The sequence below is a fragment of the Arsukibacterium sp. genome (assembly GCF_033721375.1).
Taxonomy (GTDB): domain Bacteria; phylum Pseudomonadota; class Gammaproteobacteria; order Enterobacterales; family Alteromonadaceae; genus Alishewanella.
This window is the reverse complement of sequence record NZ_JAWWAP010000002.1, coordinates 151,165-168,497: the sequence shown is the minus strand read 5'-3', so window position 1 is coordinate 168,497 and position 17,333 is coordinate 151,165. Positions and strand designations below refer to the sequence as shown.

13 protein-coding genes and 1 pseudogene are annotated in these 17,333 nt (G+C 51.8%); 5 read left to right on the top strand and 9 right to left on the bottom strand.

What is annotated here, in order from left to right; translation table 11 throughout:
- Position 1: 1 nt before the first annotated feature.
- Positions 2-1,345, top strand: coding sequence for a phosphate regulon sensor histidine kinase PhoR (gene phoR, locus R3187_RS03925; RefSeq protein WP_318965398.1), 1,344 nt, complete (start codon positions 2-4; stop codon positions 1,343-1,345).
- A 7-nt stretch (positions 1,346-1,352) separates the two neighbouring features.
- On the opposite strand, the gene R3187_RS03920 is transcribed toward phoR, so the two are convergent.
- From R3187_RS03920 to R3187_RS03895, 6 genes are all read right to left on the bottom strand, one after another.
- Positions 1,353-2,198, bottom strand: coding sequence for a hypothetical protein (locus tag R3187_RS03920; RefSeq protein ID WP_318965397.1), 846 nt, complete (start codon positions 2,196-2,198; stop codon positions 1,353-1,355).
- Between the two features lie 8 nt (positions 2,199-2,206).
- Positions 2,207-3,109, bottom strand: coding sequence for an SDR family oxidoreductase (locus R3187_RS03915; protein ID WP_318965396.1), 903 nt, complete (start codon positions 3,107-3,109; stop codon positions 2,207-2,209).
- Between the two features lie 231 nt (positions 3,110-3,340).
- Positions 3,341-3,922: a DNA-3-methyladenine glycosylase I gene (locus tag R3187_RS03910; RefSeq protein WP_318965395.1), complete on the bottom strand. Its 582-nt coding sequence runs from the start codon at positions 3,920-3,922 to the stop codon at positions 3,341-3,343.
- Positions 3,919-5,238: an amidohydrolase gene (locus R3187_RS03905; protein ID WP_318965394.1), complete on the bottom strand. Its 1,320-nt coding sequence runs from the start codon at positions 5,236-5,238 to the stop codon at positions 3,919-3,921. Before R3187_RS03905 ends, R3187_RS03910 begins: the two co-directional genes overlap by 4 nt.
- Before the next feature lie 104 nt (positions 5,239-5,342).
- Positions 5,343-6,299 carry a magnesium/cobalt transporter CorA gene (corA, locus tag R3187_RS03900; protein WP_318965393.1) on the bottom strand — a complete coding sequence of 319 codons (957 nt, stop codon included), beginning with the start codon at positions 6,297-6,299 and terminating at the stop codon, positions 5,343-5,345.
- Between the two features lie 80 nt (positions 6,300-6,379).
- Entirely contained in the window at positions 6,380-7,822 is a 1,443-nt protein-coding gene (locus R3187_RS03895; protein WP_318965392.1) for a dihydrolipoyl dehydrogenase, read from the bottom strand.
- 283 nt (positions 7,823-8,105) lie between these two features.
- On the opposite strand from R3187_RS03895, the gene R3187_RS03890 reads away from it, so the two are divergent.
- The gene (locus tag R3187_RS03890) at positions 8,106-9,008 is read left to right on the top strand and encodes a patatin family protein (protein ID WP_318965391.1); all 903 of its coding nucleotides are present in this window, start codon (positions 8,106-8,108) and stop codon (positions 9,006-9,008) included.
- A gap of 45 nt (positions 9,009-9,053) precedes the next feature.
- On the opposite strand, the gene R3187_RS03885 is transcribed toward R3187_RS03890, so the two are convergent.
- The 3 genes from R3187_RS03885 to R3187_RS03875 all read right to left on the bottom strand — a co-directional run bounded on the left by R3187_RS03885 (position 9,054) and on the right by R3187_RS03875 (position 13,362).
- On the bottom strand, positions 9,054-10,586 hold the full coding sequence (locus R3187_RS03885) for an exopolyphosphatase (RefSeq protein WP_318965390.1): 1,533 nt from the start codon (positions 10,584-10,586) through the stop codon (positions 9,054-9,056).
- Positions 10,583-12,718, bottom strand: coding sequence for a polyphosphate kinase 1 (gene ppk1, locus R3187_RS03880; RefSeq protein ID WP_318965389.1), 2,136 nt, complete (start codon positions 12,716-12,718; stop codon positions 10,583-10,585). Before ppk1 ends, R3187_RS03885 begins: the two co-directional genes overlap by 4 nt.
- A 134-nt stretch (positions 12,719-12,852) precedes the next feature.
- Entirely contained in the window at positions 12,853-13,362 is a 510-nt protein-coding gene (locus R3187_RS03875) for a glycine cleavage system protein R (protein WP_318965388.1), read from the bottom strand.
- Between the two features lie 208 nt (positions 13,363-13,570).
- Here R3187_RS03875 and R3187_RS03870 point away from each other — a divergent pair, with 208 nt between their 5' ends.
- From R3187_RS03870 to pstA, 3 genes and pseudogenes are all read left to right on the top strand, one after another.
- Entirely contained in the window at positions 13,571-14,533 is a 963-nt protein-coding gene (locus R3187_RS03870) for a phosphate ABC transporter substrate-binding protein (protein WP_318965387.1), read from the top strand.
- 4 nt (positions 14,534-14,537) lie between these two features.
- Positions 14,538-16,328 (top strand): ABC transporter permease subunit, encoded by a 1,791-nt coding sequence (locus tag R3187_RS03865; protein WP_318965386.1) that lies wholly within the window; start codon positions 14,538-14,540, stop codon positions 16,326-16,328.
- Positions 16,329-16,480: 152 nt separating this feature from the next.
- Positions 16,481-17,320: pseudogene (pstA, locus tag R3187_RS03860) on the top strand (phosphate ABC transporter permease PstA); the annotation flags it as partial.
- Positions 17,321-17,333: the final 13 nt, after the last annotated feature.

Sequence of the window (17,333 nt, the reverse complement as noted above, 5' to 3'; positions counted from 1 at the left end):
TATGCGGCCACAGCTTTCTAAAGGGAAGATTTTCGCTAAAGTCTTCCTTTTTTATTCCCTGGCGGGGCTACTGGGCTGGCCCTTCGGCCAGAGCATGCTGTTTATGTTACTGCTAAGCTTTTATTTGCTGGCATCTAATTATAACCACCTGTTTTTAATTACCAAATGGTTGTGGCACGACCGTAAACTGACCCCGCCGGAAGGCAAAGGCTTCTGGCAGCAGATTTTCGATGGCATTTATTATCAGCAACGACGTGAGCGCAGAAAACGCAAAGAACTGCGTACCCTGGTGCGGCGCTTCCGGGATGGCGCAGAAGCGTTACCGGAAGCGGTAGTGGTGCTGACCAGCGACTGGACCATTGTCTGGTGTAATAAGCTGGCCCAGATGCTGGTGGGGCTGCGCTGGCCCAGTGATGAAGGCCAGCGGATTGACAACCTGGTGCGTAATCCGGAGTTTCAGAGTTTTTTAAAGCAGAAGCAGTTTCAGCAGCCGCTGGAAATCAGCGCCAGCGGCAACAACACCCTGGTACTGGAATGTAAAATGATGCCCTACGGCAGTGAACAGTATCTGCTGATTATCCGCGACATTACCCAGTTAAAACAGCTGGAGCAAATTCGCAAAGACTTTGTTGCCAACGTCTCACATGAACTGCGGACGCCGCTCACCGTGCTACAGGGCTACCTGGAAGTGATCGACGCTGAGCGGTTACCTGACCCTGTTATCTGGCAAAAAGCCCACACCGTGATGCTGGAGCAAACCCGGCGGATGGACGGTCTGGTCCAGCAACTGCTGACCTTGTCGCGGATAGAAGCCTCTGCCCGGGTTCAGTTTGATGATGAAGTCGATGTGCCGGCTATGCTGGCTACGCTGGAGCAGGAAGCGCAGGCGCTGAACCATGAAAAGCAGCACAATATCAGCTTTAATATTGAAGCAGATTTAAAAGTCACCGGCGTTACCGAAGAGCTGCGTAGCGCTTTTAATAATCTGGTAACCAATGCTATCAAATATACTCCGGCCGGTGGAGACATCACAGTCAGCTGGCAGCGCCAGCATCAGCGGGCGGTATTTGCGGTAAATGATACCGGTGAGGGCATTGCGCCGCATCATGTCAAACGCTTAACCGAGCGGTTTTACCGGGTGGATCAGGCGCGGGCCCGCAACACCGGTGGCACTGGCCTTGGCCTGGCCATTGTCAAGCATGTGCTATCGCGCCATAACAGCCAGCTGATGATTTTCAGCGAACCGGGGCGGGGCAGCAGCTTCTCTTTTACCATACCGGCCGAACTGGTACTCGGTAACAATAAAACAGCCCCGCTGAAAAAAGCCAAATTTAAAGTAAAATAATCCGGCGCTAACGGTGCTTGGCCTGCGGTTTGGGCCAGCAACGCTCGAGTACTTTTTCGGCCGCTTTACCCAGTACATCCTGCTCCAGCCCCTCGGCCCGGCCCAGAAAGGTTTGTGCCAGTTCCCGATCGGCCATCAGGGTCGCAACCAGCTCAGCCGCATCGGCAATGGTGCTGGCGTTTTCAAAATACCGGACATGATGGCGGCTATCTGCCAGCAAGTCATCTGACTCGTCACACCATTTGGTAAAGACCAGTTTGGCCAGCTCGCGCGAGCGGGCCTGCGGGCCGCCAAACACAATAAAAAAGCTATCTGAAGTAGCAATATCATAGTCGCTGGTCAGCTTGTTTAACTGACGATGCAACTGTTTAACTTCATCTTCAGCACTGAGTACAAGTAACCTGGCAAACACCGGCTCCAGCGCTTTGGCAAAGTGCTGGATCTGCAAGTGGCTAACTGTGCTGTGTTTTGTAACATCGTTAATAAGCTGGCGAATGTGGGCGGCAATAGTGCTGGCCAGTTCAGGCGCCGCCTCACTTTTTAGTTGTGGTAACCAGTCTTTTAACAACGAAACAGCCTGCTCTGGCGGCGAGTGCAGTAACGTGTAATAGGCTGCCAGAGTGCTATGGGCTAACGCTTTGCACTGATGATAAGTCTCGCCATTTACCGGTAACTCCTGAATGTCATCACCGCAACTGGCCACCAGCCGGCTGTCCATCCGGATAATCAGCAATACTTCACCCCGGCTTATCTTATCTTTAAAATCCTGTTTGCGCCTGGCATAACATTGATGAAAATGCTGGTTAATGTTACCGAGCGGCGAGCTGGCCGGCTCAGCGGTTGTATCTTGCATAGGGGCGCTCAAGGTAAATGTTCTCCGCCGGTCACTCCGATAACTTCGGCAGTCAGATAACTGGACTCCTGCGAGGCCAGAAAAACATAAGCCGGCGCCAGCTCAGCCGGCTGGCCGGGGCGGCCCATCGGCACATGTTTGCCAAAATTATCCAGCTTTTCCGGCGGCTGACCGCCACTTTGCTGCAGCGGGGTCCAGATGGGGCCGGGTGCTATCCCATTAACCCTGATGCCTTTGTCAATCAGCATTTTGGCCAATGCTTTAGTAAAACTGGTAATTGCGCCTTTGGTAGAGGCGTAATCCAGCAGGCCGGCTGATGGCTGATAAGACTGAATAGAGGTGGTATTGATAATACTGGCGCCGGCCGGCATATGCGGCACAGCGGCTTTCGTTATCCAGAACATGGCAAACACATTGGTGGTAAAAGTTTGCTGAAATTGCTCGCTGCTTAAATCTGCGAGCTCTGCCTCAAACTGCTGCTTCCCGGCGTTATTGACCAGAATATCAATGCTGCCAAGCTTGCTGATTGTCTCGGCCACCAATTCTTTACAAAAGGCTTCATCGGCAATATCGCCGGGTACCGCATAAGCATTTACCCCGGCTTTTTTCAGCAGTTTTAAGGTGGTTTCGCCATCAGTCTGTTCGTCTGGCAGATAATTAATCACCACCTCTGCGCCTTCGCGGGCGAAGGCAATAGCTACCGCCCGGCCAATGCCGGAATCACCACCGGTGATCAGCGCCTTGCGCCCGAGCAGCCTGCCGCTGCCCTGATAGCTGTCTTCTCCATGATCAGCTGTCGGGCTCAGTTTAGCGTCAAGCCCCGGATCGGGCTGCGAAGGGTCATGCTCCGTGTTACCAGTGGTATATTGTTTGCGGGGATCCTGCATTGAGAATTGATTTTTGGTGGTCATTCAGCACCTCCTGCCAGCAGTAAAAACAAATAAGCGTGTAAGCTTGCTGCAGGTTTTATGCCCGTAATAAAGGTGAGGTAAAAAATTAAGAAAATCAAAAGTATAGGTGGATTAGCCAACGCAAAACCGACATGGCCAGGCTGGCAGCCAGCCGTCATACTGAAGATATTACCGTCGCCAAACGTAAAATTTGCAGCGCCAGGGTGCGGGTTATCGCTTAAAGGTCACGGCTTAGCTGCTGATTAGCTCTGTTTTCCGAAAACAGCCGTTATGATGATCATTTACCATGCCGCAGGCCTGCATATGAGCATAAATAATGGTCGAGCCGACAAACTTAAAACCGCGTTTTTTTAAATCTTTGCTAAACGCATCGGATTCCGGACTGGTGGCGCGAAAATCTGCGGCACTGCTTATACTGTTTTGCTGTGGTTTGCCATTAACAAAGCGCCACTGATAAGCGCTGAAACTGCCAAACCCGGCCTGTATTTCCAGAAAACGGCTGGCATTGTTGATAGCGGCCGCTATTTTTAACCGGTTACGGATAATTCCCGGATTTTGCAGCAATTCAGCGGCTTTAGCATCATCAAAAGCCGCCACTTTCACCGGGTCAAAATCAGCAAAGGCGGCCCGGTAGTTGTCGCGTTTTTTTAATACGGTATACCAGCTTAAACCGGCCTGAGCGGCCTCCAGGGTTAAAAATTCAAACAGCTTAGTATCGTCATATACCGGTACGCCCCATTCAGTATCGTGGTAGGCAACGTAATCGGGTTTGCTTAAATCAACCCAGCTGCAACGGCATAATTCCTTGTTCATTCTGCCCCCTGTGCGGCCTGCTGTGGCGGTGCGGCCAGGTAGTCCAGCGCTAAACCGGTTAATGCCCGCACTCCGGTTATCAGCGCATCTTCGTTAACGTCAAACATTGGCGAATGATTCGGTGGTACCTCACTAAGCGGCGTGTCATCGGGTGATATGCCTAAAAAGAAAAATACCCCGGGAATTTGCTGCTGATAAAACGAGAAATCTTCAGCACCGGTAATAGGTTTTATCGACGCAACGCCGTTATCTGCCGCCGCCCATCGTAAACTTGGCATTGCCCAATCGGTCAGGGCCGGATCGTTCCAGGTTACCGCCGCAAAGTTATGGACATGAAAATCAGCTTCGGCGCCGCTGGCTTTGGCAATGTGTTCACTGGTGTGAGCCATCCGGGCGATTAAGTCTTCCCGCATCTCACTGTCAAAGGTACGGATGGTGCCTTCTAATTTCACATCATCCGGAATAATATTCCAGCGGATCCCGCCGTGTACCTGACCAAACGACACCACCGCCGGGGCTTTGGTCACATCTATCTGCCTCGCCGGTATCAGGTTAATAGCGTTGATCAGCTGGCCGGTGACATTTATCGGATCGATGCCACGCCAGGGGCTGGAGCCATGCACCTGTTTGCCTTTAACGGTTATCTGAAAGCTGTCGGCCGCGGCCATAATGCCTTCGGTTTTAACCTGCAGCTGGCCCGGCTCGCCGGGCCAGACATGCAGGCCGAAAATAGCGCTTGGGGCAGGGTTGGCAAACAGCCCCTCGGCCAGCATCATTTTCGCGCCACCTTCTTCACCGGCTGGCGGGCCTTCCTCAGCCGGCTGAAAGATAAACATGATAGTGCCGGCAATATCGGCTTGTTGTTTGCTCAGCACTTCTGCTGCACCCATTAGCATGGCGACATGGGCATCATGGCCGCAGGCATGCATAACGCCGGTTTGCTGGCCGTTAAATTCGCTGGTTACCTTAGATGCAAACGGCAAACCGGTTTGCTCGGTTACCGGCAAGGCATCCATATCGGCCCGCAGCGCCACTACCGGGCCGGGCTTGGCGCCTTTTAAAATACCGACCACACCGGTGTGGGCAATACCGGTGCGTACTTCCAGGCCCAGTTTTTCTAAATGGGCGGCGACCTTAGCGGCCGTTCGAAACTCGCGGTTTGACAGCTCCGGGTGCTGGTGAATATCGCGCCGCCAGGCAATAACCTTTGGCATCACGTTCTGAATGTTTTTTGCAAGCTCAGGCCGCTCTTCAGCAATAACCAGTGGCGCGAATAAAAAGGGTAAAACAGACAGGCTTAGCAGCGACAGACGCATAGCAATTCCGGATAGTGACTATTAAGTATTACTACCTTAAGCGCTCTGGCTAAAAAAGCCAAGGCATATGCTGCAGTTCCAATCTGGCTGTTATAACCAGACTGTTATAGCCAGCCTTTGCGTTTAAAAAACCAGTAGGGGGCAAAGCCGGAAAGCAGCATCAGCCCCAGCGCCCAGGGGTAGCCCAGCAGCCATTCCAGTTCCGGCATATGACTGAAGTTCATACCGTAAGCACTGGCCACCAGTGTCGGGGGTAAAAAGACTACCGCAGCGATGGAAAAGGTTTTAATGATCTGGTTCTGGCGGATATTGATAAAACCCTGGGTTGAGTCCATCAGAAAGTTAATCTTATCGAATAAAAACGTGGTGTGGGACATCAGGGTTTCGACGTCGCGCATAATTTCCCGCAGGGTTTCTTCATGGGCGGGCCGGCCTTTCAGATTGCGTAGCAAAAAAGAGATATCGCGCTGGGTATCCATTAAGCACAGCCGGATTTTACCGTTGCTGTCTTCCAGTCGCGCCATTTTGCTAATCGCCTGATAAAGCTCTGAGTCTTTTTCTTCCAGGACCAGATGACTGACGTCTTCCAGCTGCCGGTGCAAGTCTTCCACCGTATCGGCATGATTTTCCACTTTCTGCTCAAGGATAGTGACCAGCAGCCCGGCCGGATCAGAGCAACTTACCTGACCACGTCGGGCCCGCAAGCGCAATAACCTAAAGTCGGCAATTTCATCTTCCCGAATGGTGATAAGCCGCTCGTCCTGCAAAATGCAGGCAACGGTTACCGTAACATGGCGACCCTCCTGAGCAGCCAGAAACAGGGAGTGGACATGAATGCCGGCCTGATCAACAAAACAACGGGCCGAGGCTTCAATTTCTTCGACATCATCTGATTCAGGCAGCTCGACACTGAGCAGGGTACTTAGCAGCTCACGCTCGGGTTCAGTCGGCTCATGGGCGTCTATCCAGTGAGCGGTGCGCATCAGCTCAATATCATCAGTGGCCCCGGCCACCGGAATTTCCCGGATAATGCCCTGGTCAATCGTAAATAAGCGGATCATAGCGTCTCCGTCAATATGCTATCTGAAGCCTGCAGTCTACCAGAAGCGCCAATGTTGATTAACTGCGAAAGCCGACATTGCTAAGTACCTGGGCCGCATTCAAGACAGGGGTTAACCTCAGCACTGGATTTTTGCAGGTTATGCTGCAAATCTTTCAGCGCGGTACGCACCCCTTCTTCGATAACCGGGTGATAAAAAGGCATCGCCAGCATCGAAGAAACTGTCATCTGCTGTTGTGCCGCCCAGGCCAGCAGATGACCTATATGCTCAGCCGCCGGACCAAACATTTCGGCGCCGCTAAATACTCCGCTGTCACGTCTGGCGTATACTTTCAGTATGCCCTGATTCTTCGCAATAACCTTACTGCGGCCCTGATCTTCAAAAGAGCAGCGACCTTCTGCATAGTTACCCCGTTCAGCCGCTGCCCTCTGGCAGGGCAAAGTACCGACGCGGGCAATTTGCGGGCTGCTGAATACCACTGAAAACGGCACATAGCGCTTTGCAGTTTTAAGCTCTGGATAACGTCCTGCGTTATCTCCGGCAATTCTGCCTTCAGCAGCTGCTTCATGCAGCACCGGGCTTTGCTGATTGGCATCACCGGCCAGAAACACCGGCATATCGCCACATTGTAATGTTGATGGGGAAGTCAATGGCACGCCTTTTTCATTTAACGTCAGGCCACTGTTAGACAAGTCAAGGCTTTGAAGGTTAGGGGCGCGACCGGTGGCCAGTAAAACATAATCAAACAGCCCGGTTGCCGGCCCTTTGTCACGATGCGTAAAACTGATGGTTACACCGTCAGCGACAGCGGAAATAGCCGTCACGTCCGCATCGGTATCCAAATAAAATTCTTTGTTAAAACATTGTGTGGCATAGTCACGAATGTCTTTATCAGCAATGCCGGCCAAGGCGCCACTGCGGCCAAACAGGTAAACGTCAACACCCAGCCGGCTTAACGCCTGGCCCAGTTCCAGCCCGACCGCGCCGGCGCCAAATACGGCAATATTCTTTGGCAAGACGGGCAATTCAAACAGAGTGTCAGTGGTTAGCAGCCGGTCACCTAACCCCTGAAACATCTCAGGAATATGGGGGCTTGAGCCGGTAGCAATAACAATACGCTTTGCGGTTATTTCTGTTGTTTCGCCAACCGCCAGCACACCCGGCGCCAAAAAACGGGCAGGGCCCTTTAGTTTGTGGTCATCGGCAATGGCTTGCATTGACTTAACTACTGAATCGACAAAGTTATCTCTTTCCTTTCGAACCCGTTGCAGCACCTGCTCGCTATCAATAACAACATCATTAATCTGAATACCAAATAGCTCACTATGCGCAGCGTCGTGGGCGCGCTCTGCGGCGGCAATCAATAATTTGCTGGGCATACAACCTACCCGGGCGCAGGTAGTGCCATAGCTGCCGCCTTCAATCAGCACCAGCTTGTCGGTGTGCTTGCGCGCAGCATTGTAAGCGGTAAGGCCGGCTGTGCCGGCACCGATTATAGCGACGTCGACCTGTCTTTTATCCAAAAAATATCTCCTTATACTATCGTTGAAATTGCTGCTGCAGTCAGTCAGGTCACAGCGGGTTTAAGTATATGTAGTTTTGGCTGCGGGATCAGATTGTTAGTTGCTAATAGCATAGCAGAAGCAGCAGAAGGCAGAGCAACAGCGCCTTACCGATATAGCGTCTGAACAATGTTTTTGTAAGCAGGCATAAGTCGGTTGCAGCGATGGCTTTAAAAGCATTCCAAGTTGACCTGTAACTCCGGGTAGGGCTGTGCTAGGCTTCAAGGTAGTAACAGGAGGTACGATGAGTAAGGGGATACCAGCAAAATCGTCGGCACTGGTGGTAGAAGGTGGCGCCATGCGTGGCATTTTTGCTGCAGGCGTGCTGGATGCTTTTATGGAGCAGCAGTATCAGCCGTTTCAGTTTGCCATTGGCGTTTCTGCCGGCTCCACTAATTTAATTGGCTATTTAGCCGGCAATCATGGCCGCAGCCGGCAAATTTTACTGGACCATGCCCGTCGCACCGATTTTCTAAACTGGCGCCGCTACCTGAAGGGCGGCCATTTTTGCGATGTCAGCTGGTTATGGCATGCCTCTTTTGACGAAGTCCCGCTTGATGTCGGGCACTACCTGCACCAACAGGTACCGCTTTATGCCGTCACTACCAGTGTTAATACCGGCCTGGCTCACTATTTTGAGGTAACCGGCGATAACATGCATCAGTTGTTTCCGGCATCGTGCGCGATACCGCTGATGTACCGTGATTTCCCCCAGATTAACGGTGAGCAGATGACCGACGGCGGCCTGGCCGATGCCATTCCGGTATTAAAGGCTTATGCCATGGGCGCGCGTGATATTACTGTGGTTTTGTCACAGCCGGTAGGCTATCGTAAACGCGCCAGCCGCTTGCCGGTATTAATGAAACCGTTTTTTAAACAGCATCCTCAGATGTTCAGCGCCGTACTGAGCAGAACGGCGCGTTATAATCAGGCATTGAATTTTATTGCCAGCCCACCGGCTGATTGCACGGTAAATGTGGTGGCGCCGCCTGCTGATTTTGGAGTGGGCCGTTTTTGTCAGAACCCGGAGCAGCTGGAAGCAGGCTATCAGGCCGGCCGGCGCAGCGGCTTGCAGCAGGTATCGGGTATCTCGGAAGCCACAAATAACCTGGAAGCCATGCCGTTATCAAAGATAGCCACCGGGTAAGGTGGCGAGCCGTTGGTCGGGCGCTGACAACATGAAAGCCTGGTATTAATAGACAACCGTCTCTGGCAGGCCCGGGCAATCCAGTCTGAAAGCAATTTTTTTCAGGGCTTTTTGCTCCAGCTGCAAATCAGCAGATAACACACTTTGCTGGGCCAGCCACTCGGGCGGCAATAGCAGTTGCAGCTGCTGGGCACTGGCGCTGGCTGTGAACTGCGGGATAAAATCATCGCGTCGTTTCTGATTCAGTAACACTGCCAGCCGTAACAGCACCAGCAGATTTATAACCTGAGGCAACTGATACAAACTGAAAATAGGCAGCTCATCCGCCCGGATTTTACGGCGGTGAAAGCGCACCAGACAGGCCAGTAACTGCTGCTGCTCCTGGTTAAAACCCGGCAGGTTGGCGTTTTGCAGAATATAGGCCGAGTGTTTCTGAATGCCGGACGAGTTAATATGCAGGCCAATTTCAAATACCCGGCAAGCAAAACTAAGCAGCAGACCATCGTCATCAGTTAGCTGCCAGGCAGCCTGCACCTGGTTAAATAAAGCCTGAGCAGTGTGTTGCACCCGTTGTGTCTGGGCATCATCAACGGTATACCGGCGCATCATACTGCTGATCGTGTGCTCACGGATATCATGATGCTGCAGGCGCTCACTCATTTCATACAGCACCCCTTCTCTGAGCGCCGCATCGACATATACCATCTCATCAATTTGCAGCATGTTAAAAGCGGCGATTAAAATGGCGAGGCCAGGACAGAGCAGCAACTTGCGATCGTCGGTTAAACCATTTAGTTCAAGTTCACTGGCATTGTTATATTGCAGTAGCTGGTGCTTCAGCGCGGTTAAATCATTCAGCCGCAGGCTGGTGCTGTTCCAGCCAAGACCGCTGATCACGTCTTTGATGGTTTTGACGGTACCTGAGGTGCCAACGGCTTGTTGCCAGCCAGCAGTGCGAAAACTGCTGACAATAGGTTCAAGTTCCTGCTCGGCCTGTAAAATGGCGCGCTCAAAACGGCGGGGGCTGATTTTGCCCTGGCTAAAATGGCTCTGGCCATAACTGACGCAGCCCATATTACGGCTGCTCAGGCGCAGCGGCTGTAAGCCTTCGCCAATGGCAAATTCGGTGCTGCCGCCGCCAATATCAATCACTAGCCGTTTTGCACTGAAATGTTCAAAGTGGGCGACACCCTGATAAATAAAGCGGGCTTCTTCCTGTCCGGAAATGACTTCTATCGGGAATGGGAAGACCACCTTAGCCCGGCGTAAAAAGGTAGCTGAGTTGCGGGCCCGGCGCAGGGTGTAAGTGGCAATTACCCGCACTGCATTCGGGGCAAAAGGCTGTAGGGTATCAGCAAACTGGGCCAGCACATGCAGGCCGCGTTCAATGGCTTCTTCACTAAGTACCAGCTCATCGTTCAGCCCTTCGGCCAGCTGGACTTTTTGTTTTTCCCGGTGCAAAAGCTGCAACGAGCCGTCAATAACCCGGGCAATAACCATATGAAAACTGTTAGAGCCAAGGTCTACGGCTGCCATATAGTCAGCGTTTGACGACGTTATCTGTTCAGAATCAGTCAATTGTCTGTATCAACCTGTACCGCCTGTTGTCGCGCCAGAAAGTTGTAAATTTCCTGCTGGGAACGCAGATTGCGTTTGTTACCGCGTTTAACATAAGCATTAGAATGTTTGCCGTCAATAATACGCGCCTTAACGTTATCCCGCCACTGGATATCGAGGGTACTGATAATTTGCTGCTTAATGCGGTTATCATAAACCGGTACGCCCACTTCAACCCGCTGATCAATGTTGCGGGTCATCCAATCGGCTGACGATATATATAACGACGCATCACCACCGTTGTGAAACAAATAAACCCGGGCGTGTTCCAGATAGCGGTCCAGTACGCTGATCACTTTAATATTCTGGCTTTTACCCGGCAGTCCGGGCATTAATGAACACATGCCGCGAATGATCATCCGGATTTTGACCCCGGCCTGACTGGCTTTGTATAGCAGCTGGACAATTTCTTCATCGACCAGATTGTTTACTTTTAAAAAGATTTCGGCTTTGCGGCCGCTGGTCGCAAAATCAATTTCACGCTGAATTAAACTCAGCAGCCGCGGCCGGCTCCAGGTAGGCGAAACGATTAAATGCTGGAAATTAAACGGCCGGTATGAGTACTGAATAAACTCAAATACCTGGTCAATTTCTGCAGTAATTTCGCTATGACAGGTAAACAAACTCATATCGGTGTAAATACGGGCAGTTTTCTCGTTAAAATTGCCGGTGCCAATATGGCCATAGCGCACCGCTTTACCTTTTTCCTGGCGGGTAATTAAGCACAGTTTCGAGTGAATTTTTAACGTGGTCTGGCCGAAAATCACTTCTATACCAGCATCGGTCATTCGCCTGGCCCAGTTAATATTATTTTCTTCGTCAAACCGCGCTTTTAATTCAACTACCACGGTTACTTTTTTGCCGTTGCGCACCGCATCCAGCAGCGAGTGAATAACCCTTGAGTGCTTCGCCACCCGGTACATGGTCATTTTAATATGACTGACTTTCGGGTCAAATGATGCCTGGCGTACCCATTCGGTAAAATAACTGAAATTATGGTAGGGGTAGTACAGCAGAATATCGGTCGCCCGGATGGCATCGAAACTGGTTGGGTAGTGCTCGAAATCCGGACTGGGTAACGGCTCCATCAGTGGGAATTCCATACTCTGATGGCCCAGGTTTGGAAAGCCGATGAAATCTTTAAAGTTACGATAACGACTGCCTGCAATCAGGGCATCGGTAGAGCTGGTGCCAAGCTGCCTGGTCAGCACTTTAAGCATTTGTTCCGGCATGGCCGCATCGTAAACCAACCGGGTGGGCTCTGACTTTAACCGCTGGCGAATGCCTTTGGACATTTTATCAATCAGGCTCTGATCCAGGGTGTCACTGATATTATATTCAGCATCGCGGGTCAGTTTTAATGAAAACGTACAAATATTGTCGAACTGAAAAAAGCCATTAAATAAGTCACTGGCACAATGGTTAATAATATCGTCGAGCAATAATATCTGGCGTCGGTAATGGCCGTTTTTTTTGCGGGTATTTAACTGCAACGGAAGCTCAATAAAACGCGATACTTCAGCAGTAGGCACTTCAATAATGGCATAGTCGGGTTTGCCGCTGCCGGTCATTTCCACCATCAGGTAGGTGGTGTTATCTTCCAGAATTTTGCTAAGCGAGCTGTCAGTGCTGGAGAGGATAATCGGCGAAATATGCCGTTTTACTTCACTGCGGAAAAAGGCTTTTACCCAGGCCGACTGGGCTTCGGTCAGCTTGCTGTCGTCAATAAGCTCGATGTTGTGTTTGCGCAGCTCCAGCTGAATATCGAGGTAAATTTTATTAAATTGCTTACCCAGCTCTTTGACCTGTTGCTGAATTTGCTGCAGCAGGGTTTCGGCGTCTTCATGCTCCCAGGTCTGGTATTTTTTCAGCAGAATTCGCCGTTTAACATCAGCGACCCGCACCCGGAAAAATTCATCCAGATTATTGGAGTAAATACCTAAAAACCGCAACCGCTCAATCGGTGGATTGCGGGTGTCGGCCGCTTCCTGCAACACCCGGCCATTAAATGCCAGCCAGCTGAGTTCGCGTGGAAATAACGGGTAGTCAGGGTGCGCCCCCGGGTTTGGTTGTGGTGATGCCAGCTGATCCATCTCGATTGCTCCTGCTTACTGCCTGCAAAGCACACTATGGCATTTTTGTGACAAAATGATGAAACGGCTCACCCGGCACGAAGCCGGGTGTCGGTTCAAATCATTAATTGCTGTGATATTGCCAGGACCGGCTGTCAGTCCACTGCAGTTTCCACATCCACCACAATATCGGCAGCAATGGCTTCCAGCGCTTTAATCACTTCATCACGGCTTAAACCGGCGGGCAACTGCACCGTGGCTTCAGCATGGAATAGCGGTACACCCCAGTTTGGTGCACTTTGTTTATTGCTGGAAAACTGAATAATATTAGTGCCTTTGTGCTTAATAACCGATGACAGTTCGCGGACGATACCTGGCCGGTCATTGCCGGTAATAACAAAGCGCAATTGCTGTTTTTTATTCAGATCGCTTTGCTCACCTTGCTGCACTTTAATATCTAAATCAGTGATCTGACTCAGAGCCGTCACCAGGTTGCCCAGGTCGGGTTCAGCCACTTCTATTTGCACTATCCCGGCAAAATAGCCGGCCAGGTGGCTTAAGTTACTGGCCATCCAGTTACCGTTATGGTCATTAATTACCCTGGCTAACTGCTCTACTAACCCTGCTTTATCTTTACCAATAACGGTAAGGACTAACTGCTTCATATGGATATTCCCTTACTATCACTAAAGGTTAAACTTCGCTTTACGCGGTTGATTAGGCTTACTATACGATAAAAAGTGATTTAGAGTGTAGACACAACTTTCTGATTTTAAAACGCTACTTAACAATTTATTTTTGGTTTGCTGTCTTGTCACGCTGTGCTGTTATAAGATAGCCCCAGCAAGTTATCGGGTACAGGTAAAAATGCAGATGAGGCTAACCAGATGGCGGACAATGTTGCCCGGGCTGATCCTGATTGCAGGTATTGGCAGCGCCGGGGTGTCAGAGGTTGCCGCGAAGTCTGACAGTACCTTATCCAGCGTCGGCTCTGACACCCTGCAGCAGGTCATGCAATTGTGGGCAGACGAATACCGACGTCGCCACCCTAACGTGAATTTTCAAATCCAAAGTATTGGTTCATCAACCGCCCCCGTTGCGCTGATTGAAGGCACTGCGCAGCTTGGGCCCATGAGCCGGGCGATGCGCCAGACGGAATTGCAGCAGTTTGCACAGCGGTTTGGTTATCTGCCAACGGCCGTGCCGGTAGCTATTGATCTGCTGGCGGTTTATGTTCATCCCGATAATCCGCTGGATCAGTTAAGCCTGTCTCAGCTGGACGCCATATTCTCAATAAACCGGCGTTGTGGCGCGCCGGCTGATATCACCCGGTGGGGCCAGTTAGGCTTAACCGGGCCCTGGCAGCAACGTTTTATCAGCCTGTATAGCCGCAACTCGGTGTCGGGAACTTATGGCTATTTTAAACAGCACGTATTATGCAATGGCGATATCAAAGCCCGGACGAACCAATTGGCCGGCTCGTCTGCCATCCTCAGGGCAATCAGTCAGTCAGCGGCCGGTATTGGTTACTCTGGGATTGGCTATGCCACCGAAGATGTCAAAGTGCTGTCGCTGGTAATGGCTGACGGCCGGGCGGTTGCACCAACGGCTGCCAACGCGCTGGCCGGAGATTATCCGCTGGCCAGACAGCTGTATATTTACCTGAACCGGCCGCCAGGACAGCCATTGACCGCCAACGAGCAGGCCTTTTTTGATCTGGTGTTATCGCCTACGGGTCAGCAACTGGTGCGGCAGGATGGTTTTCTGCCGCTGCCGGCTGCAGTTATCAGCTACTGGCGGCAGATGCTTGGGTTACCCGCCTGGCCGGAGCCATAATGAAATGAGCCAGCTAACAGACCCGCCACGTTCGTATAAGCTGCAGCGACGCCGGCGCTGGTATAACCGACTGTTCCACGCAGTAATTGGTTTGTCTGGTGTCAGCGTGTTGATCATGCTGGCTGCACTGTTTATTTACTTGTTCAGTGAAGTGATCCCGTTATTGCGGCAGATCACCGGTACAGCGCTGCCGCCGGTGGCGGAGCAATATCAGCCAGCTGCGGCAGAGATAGCCGAATCAAGACCGGGCTGGTCCGGTAACGTTGCTTTTCGCGCTGTATCCGGCTCTGGCGATTATACCCTGCTGGCCACAGCAGACGGCGATGCCTGTCTTTATTCAAAAAATATCAGTGCCGGCTGCCTGCAGCAGTGGCCGCTGACTGACAGTAGCGACACCCTGACCAGTTTACGCTGGCTGGCGGCAGATCAATCACTGCTGGCGGGCTATCAGAGTGGCCGCTTACAGCAATGGTTTTTGCTGGCTGAAAATAGCAGTGCAGCGCACTTACGGTTAGTGCGGGAGTTGCCGGGCCAGCAGGCAGCGATACTGCATATTGCACCGGAATATAACCGCCGTGGTTTTGCCACGCTGAGCGCTGATGGCCAGCTGGCTTTGTATTACTCGACTATGGCCAAACCATTATGGCAAGATGCCAGCGGCATTAAAAACGCCACAGCCTTGCGGTTTTCTGCTGATAACCAGCAGCTTAGTGTATATACCCAAACTAGCCGTCATTCCTTCGCGATCGATAATCCACACCCGGAAGTGCATTGGCAGACGTTATGGCACAGTGTCTGGTATGAAGGTTTTGCCCGGCCCGACTATGTCTGGCAAACTTCGTCAGCAGCAGATGACTATCAACCTAAATTCTCTCTGGTGCCGCTGACAGCAGGCACCCTGAAAGCCGCCCTGTATGCCATGCTTTTTGCGGCGCCGCTGGCCATTATGGCAGCTATTTATACCGCCTGTTTTCTGCCCGCGGGGCCAAGGCGGCGCATTAAGGGCGTAATTGAACTGATGGCGGCATTCCCGACAGTGATTCTGGGCTTTATTGCAGCGGTCTGGCTGGCCCCGGTAATTGAGGGCCACTTGCTGGCATTAGTGCTCTGGATCTTGTTGCTGCCGCTAAGTATTCTTGCTCTGGCAGCGCTGTGGCCCCGGCTGCCAGTCAGCATCCGGCAACGATGCAGCGGCGGGCGGGAAATCCTGCTGCTGATGGTATGGCTGACAGTGGTAACAATTGTTGTATTCAGCCTGGCTAATGTGTTGGACGCCCGCTTATTTGCTGGTGGTTTACGTTTATATCTGAATGAACTGGGTATTTACTATGAGCAACGCAATGCACTGATAGTTGGTATTGCTATGGGTTTTGCGGTAGTACCGGGTATTTTCAGCATCGCCGATGATGTGCTTTATCAGGTACCACCACAGTTGACTCGTGGCGCATTAGCCCTTGGCGCTACCCAATGGCAGACGGTGCTTAAAATTAGTTTGCCACTGGCATTGCCCGGGCTAATTGCCGCGACTTTGATTGGTTTTGGCCGGGCTATCGGTGAAACCATGATTATTTTAATGGCGACCGGTAACAGCCCGATAACCAATTTTAATATTTTCGAGGGGCTACGCAGCTTAACCGCCACGCTGGTTATTGAGTTGCCGGAGGCGACAGTAGGCAGCAGCCATTTCCGGGTACTGTTTGTTGCCGCCTTACTACTGCTGCTATTTACCTTTGTCGCTAATACCGTTGCTGAAGTGATCCGGCAACGGTTACGTAAAAAGTATCAGAGGTTATAGTCATGCTCAGAAACTGGTTTGGCGGTGGCACGCCCTGGATTTGGCTGAACGCCGGCGCTGTTGCACTCAGTCTGTTGCTGGTCGGCTCGCTGCTGGCGTTTATTCTGATCCAGAGTATCGGGGTGTTCTGGCCGGCAGAGCTGCCCGGTCATGTTGGCGAAAAATTACTGCAATATCTGGTTAACTGGTGGCAGTTTCTCAGCGGTTCTTCCAGCGATGGCGGTATCTTTCCGGCGATATTGGGAACGGTATTAATGGTGCTGCTGATGTCAGTGCTGGTAACCCCCCTTGGCGTGCTGGCAGCAGTTTACCTGCATGAATACGCAAAAGACGGCCCGTTACTGCGGCTGATCCGGGTGGCAGTGCATAACCTCGCCGGGGTGCCATCTATTATTTTTGGTGTATTCGGTTTGGGGTTCTTCGTTTATTTTCTGGGCGGCAGTATTGATAATCTGTTCTACAATGCCAACCTGCCGACCCCTACCTTTGGCACGCCGGGGTTGCTGTGGGTGTCACTGACGCTGGCATTACTCACTCTGCCGGTGGTAATAGTGGCGACCGAGCAGGGGCTGGCCGGTATTCCGAACAATTTGCGCCTGGGCTGTTTTGCACTGGGAGCAACTAAGGCTGAAGTTATCTGGAAAATAGTGTTACCGCAGGCCTCGCCGGCGATGGTCACTGCCCTGATGCTGGCCATCGCCCGGGCCGCCGGTGAGGTGGCGCCACTGGTATTTGTCGGGGTTGTTAAATCGGCGCCGGAGTTGCCTCTGACCAGCGATTTTCCGTATTTGCAGCTGCAACAGAAAATTACCAGCCTCGGTATGCATATTTATGACGCCGGCTTGCAAAGCCCGGATGCACAGCGGGCTGAGCCATTGGTATTTGCCTCAGCGCTGGTGCTGATAACGTTAATTTTTATATTGAATCTGCTGGCGTATCGCCTGCGTAAGCGCTTAACGCAGCGCTATCGCAACCGACCTGCAGCAGAGTAATAAAACTGTAACA

Excerpts from the sequence above, each read along its gene's own strand:
- R3187_RS03920 (WP_318965397.1), bottom strand. The coding sequence starts at position 2,198 with ATGCAAGATACAACCGCTGAGCCGGCCAGCTCGCCGCTCGGTAACATT.
- phoR (WP_318965398.1), top strand. The coding sequence starts at position 2 with ATGCGGCCACAGCTTTCTAAAGGGAAGATTTTCGCTAAAGTCTTCCTT.
- R3187_RS03875 (WP_318965388.1), bottom strand. The coding sequence starts at position 13,362 with ATGAAGCAGTTAGTCCTTACCGTTATTGGTAAAGATAAAGCAGGGTTA.
- R3187_RS03890 (WP_318965391.1), top strand. The coding sequence starts at position 8,106 with ATGAGTAAGGGGATACCAGCAAAATCGTCGGCACTGGTGGTAGAAGGT.
- R3187_RS03905 (WP_318965394.1), bottom strand. The coding sequence starts at position 5,238 with ATGCGTCTGTCGCTGCTAAGCCTGTCTGTTTTACCCTTTTTATTCGCG.
- corA (WP_318965393.1), bottom strand. The coding sequence starts at position 6,299 with ATGATCCGCTTATTTACGATTGACCAGGGCATTATCCGGGAAATTCCG.
- R3187_RS03910 (WP_318965395.1), bottom strand. The coding sequence starts at position 3,922 with ATGAACAAGGAATTATGCCGTTGCAGCTGGGTTGATTTAAGCAAACCC.
- R3187_RS03870 (WP_318965387.1), top strand. The coding sequence starts at position 13,571 with ATGAGGCTAACCAGATGGCGGACAATGTTGCCCGGGCTGATCCTGATT.
- ppk1 (WP_318965389.1), bottom strand. The coding sequence starts at position 12,718 with ATGGATCAGCTGGCATCACCACAACCAAACCCGGGGGCGCACCCTGAC.
- R3187_RS03915 (WP_318965396.1), bottom strand. The coding sequence starts at position 3,109 with ATGACCACCAAAAATCAATTCTCAATGCAGGATCCCCGCAAACAATAT.
- R3187_RS03865 (WP_318965386.1), top strand. The coding sequence starts at position 14,538 with ATGAGCCAGCTAACAGACCCGCCACGTTCGTATAAGCTGCAGCGACGC.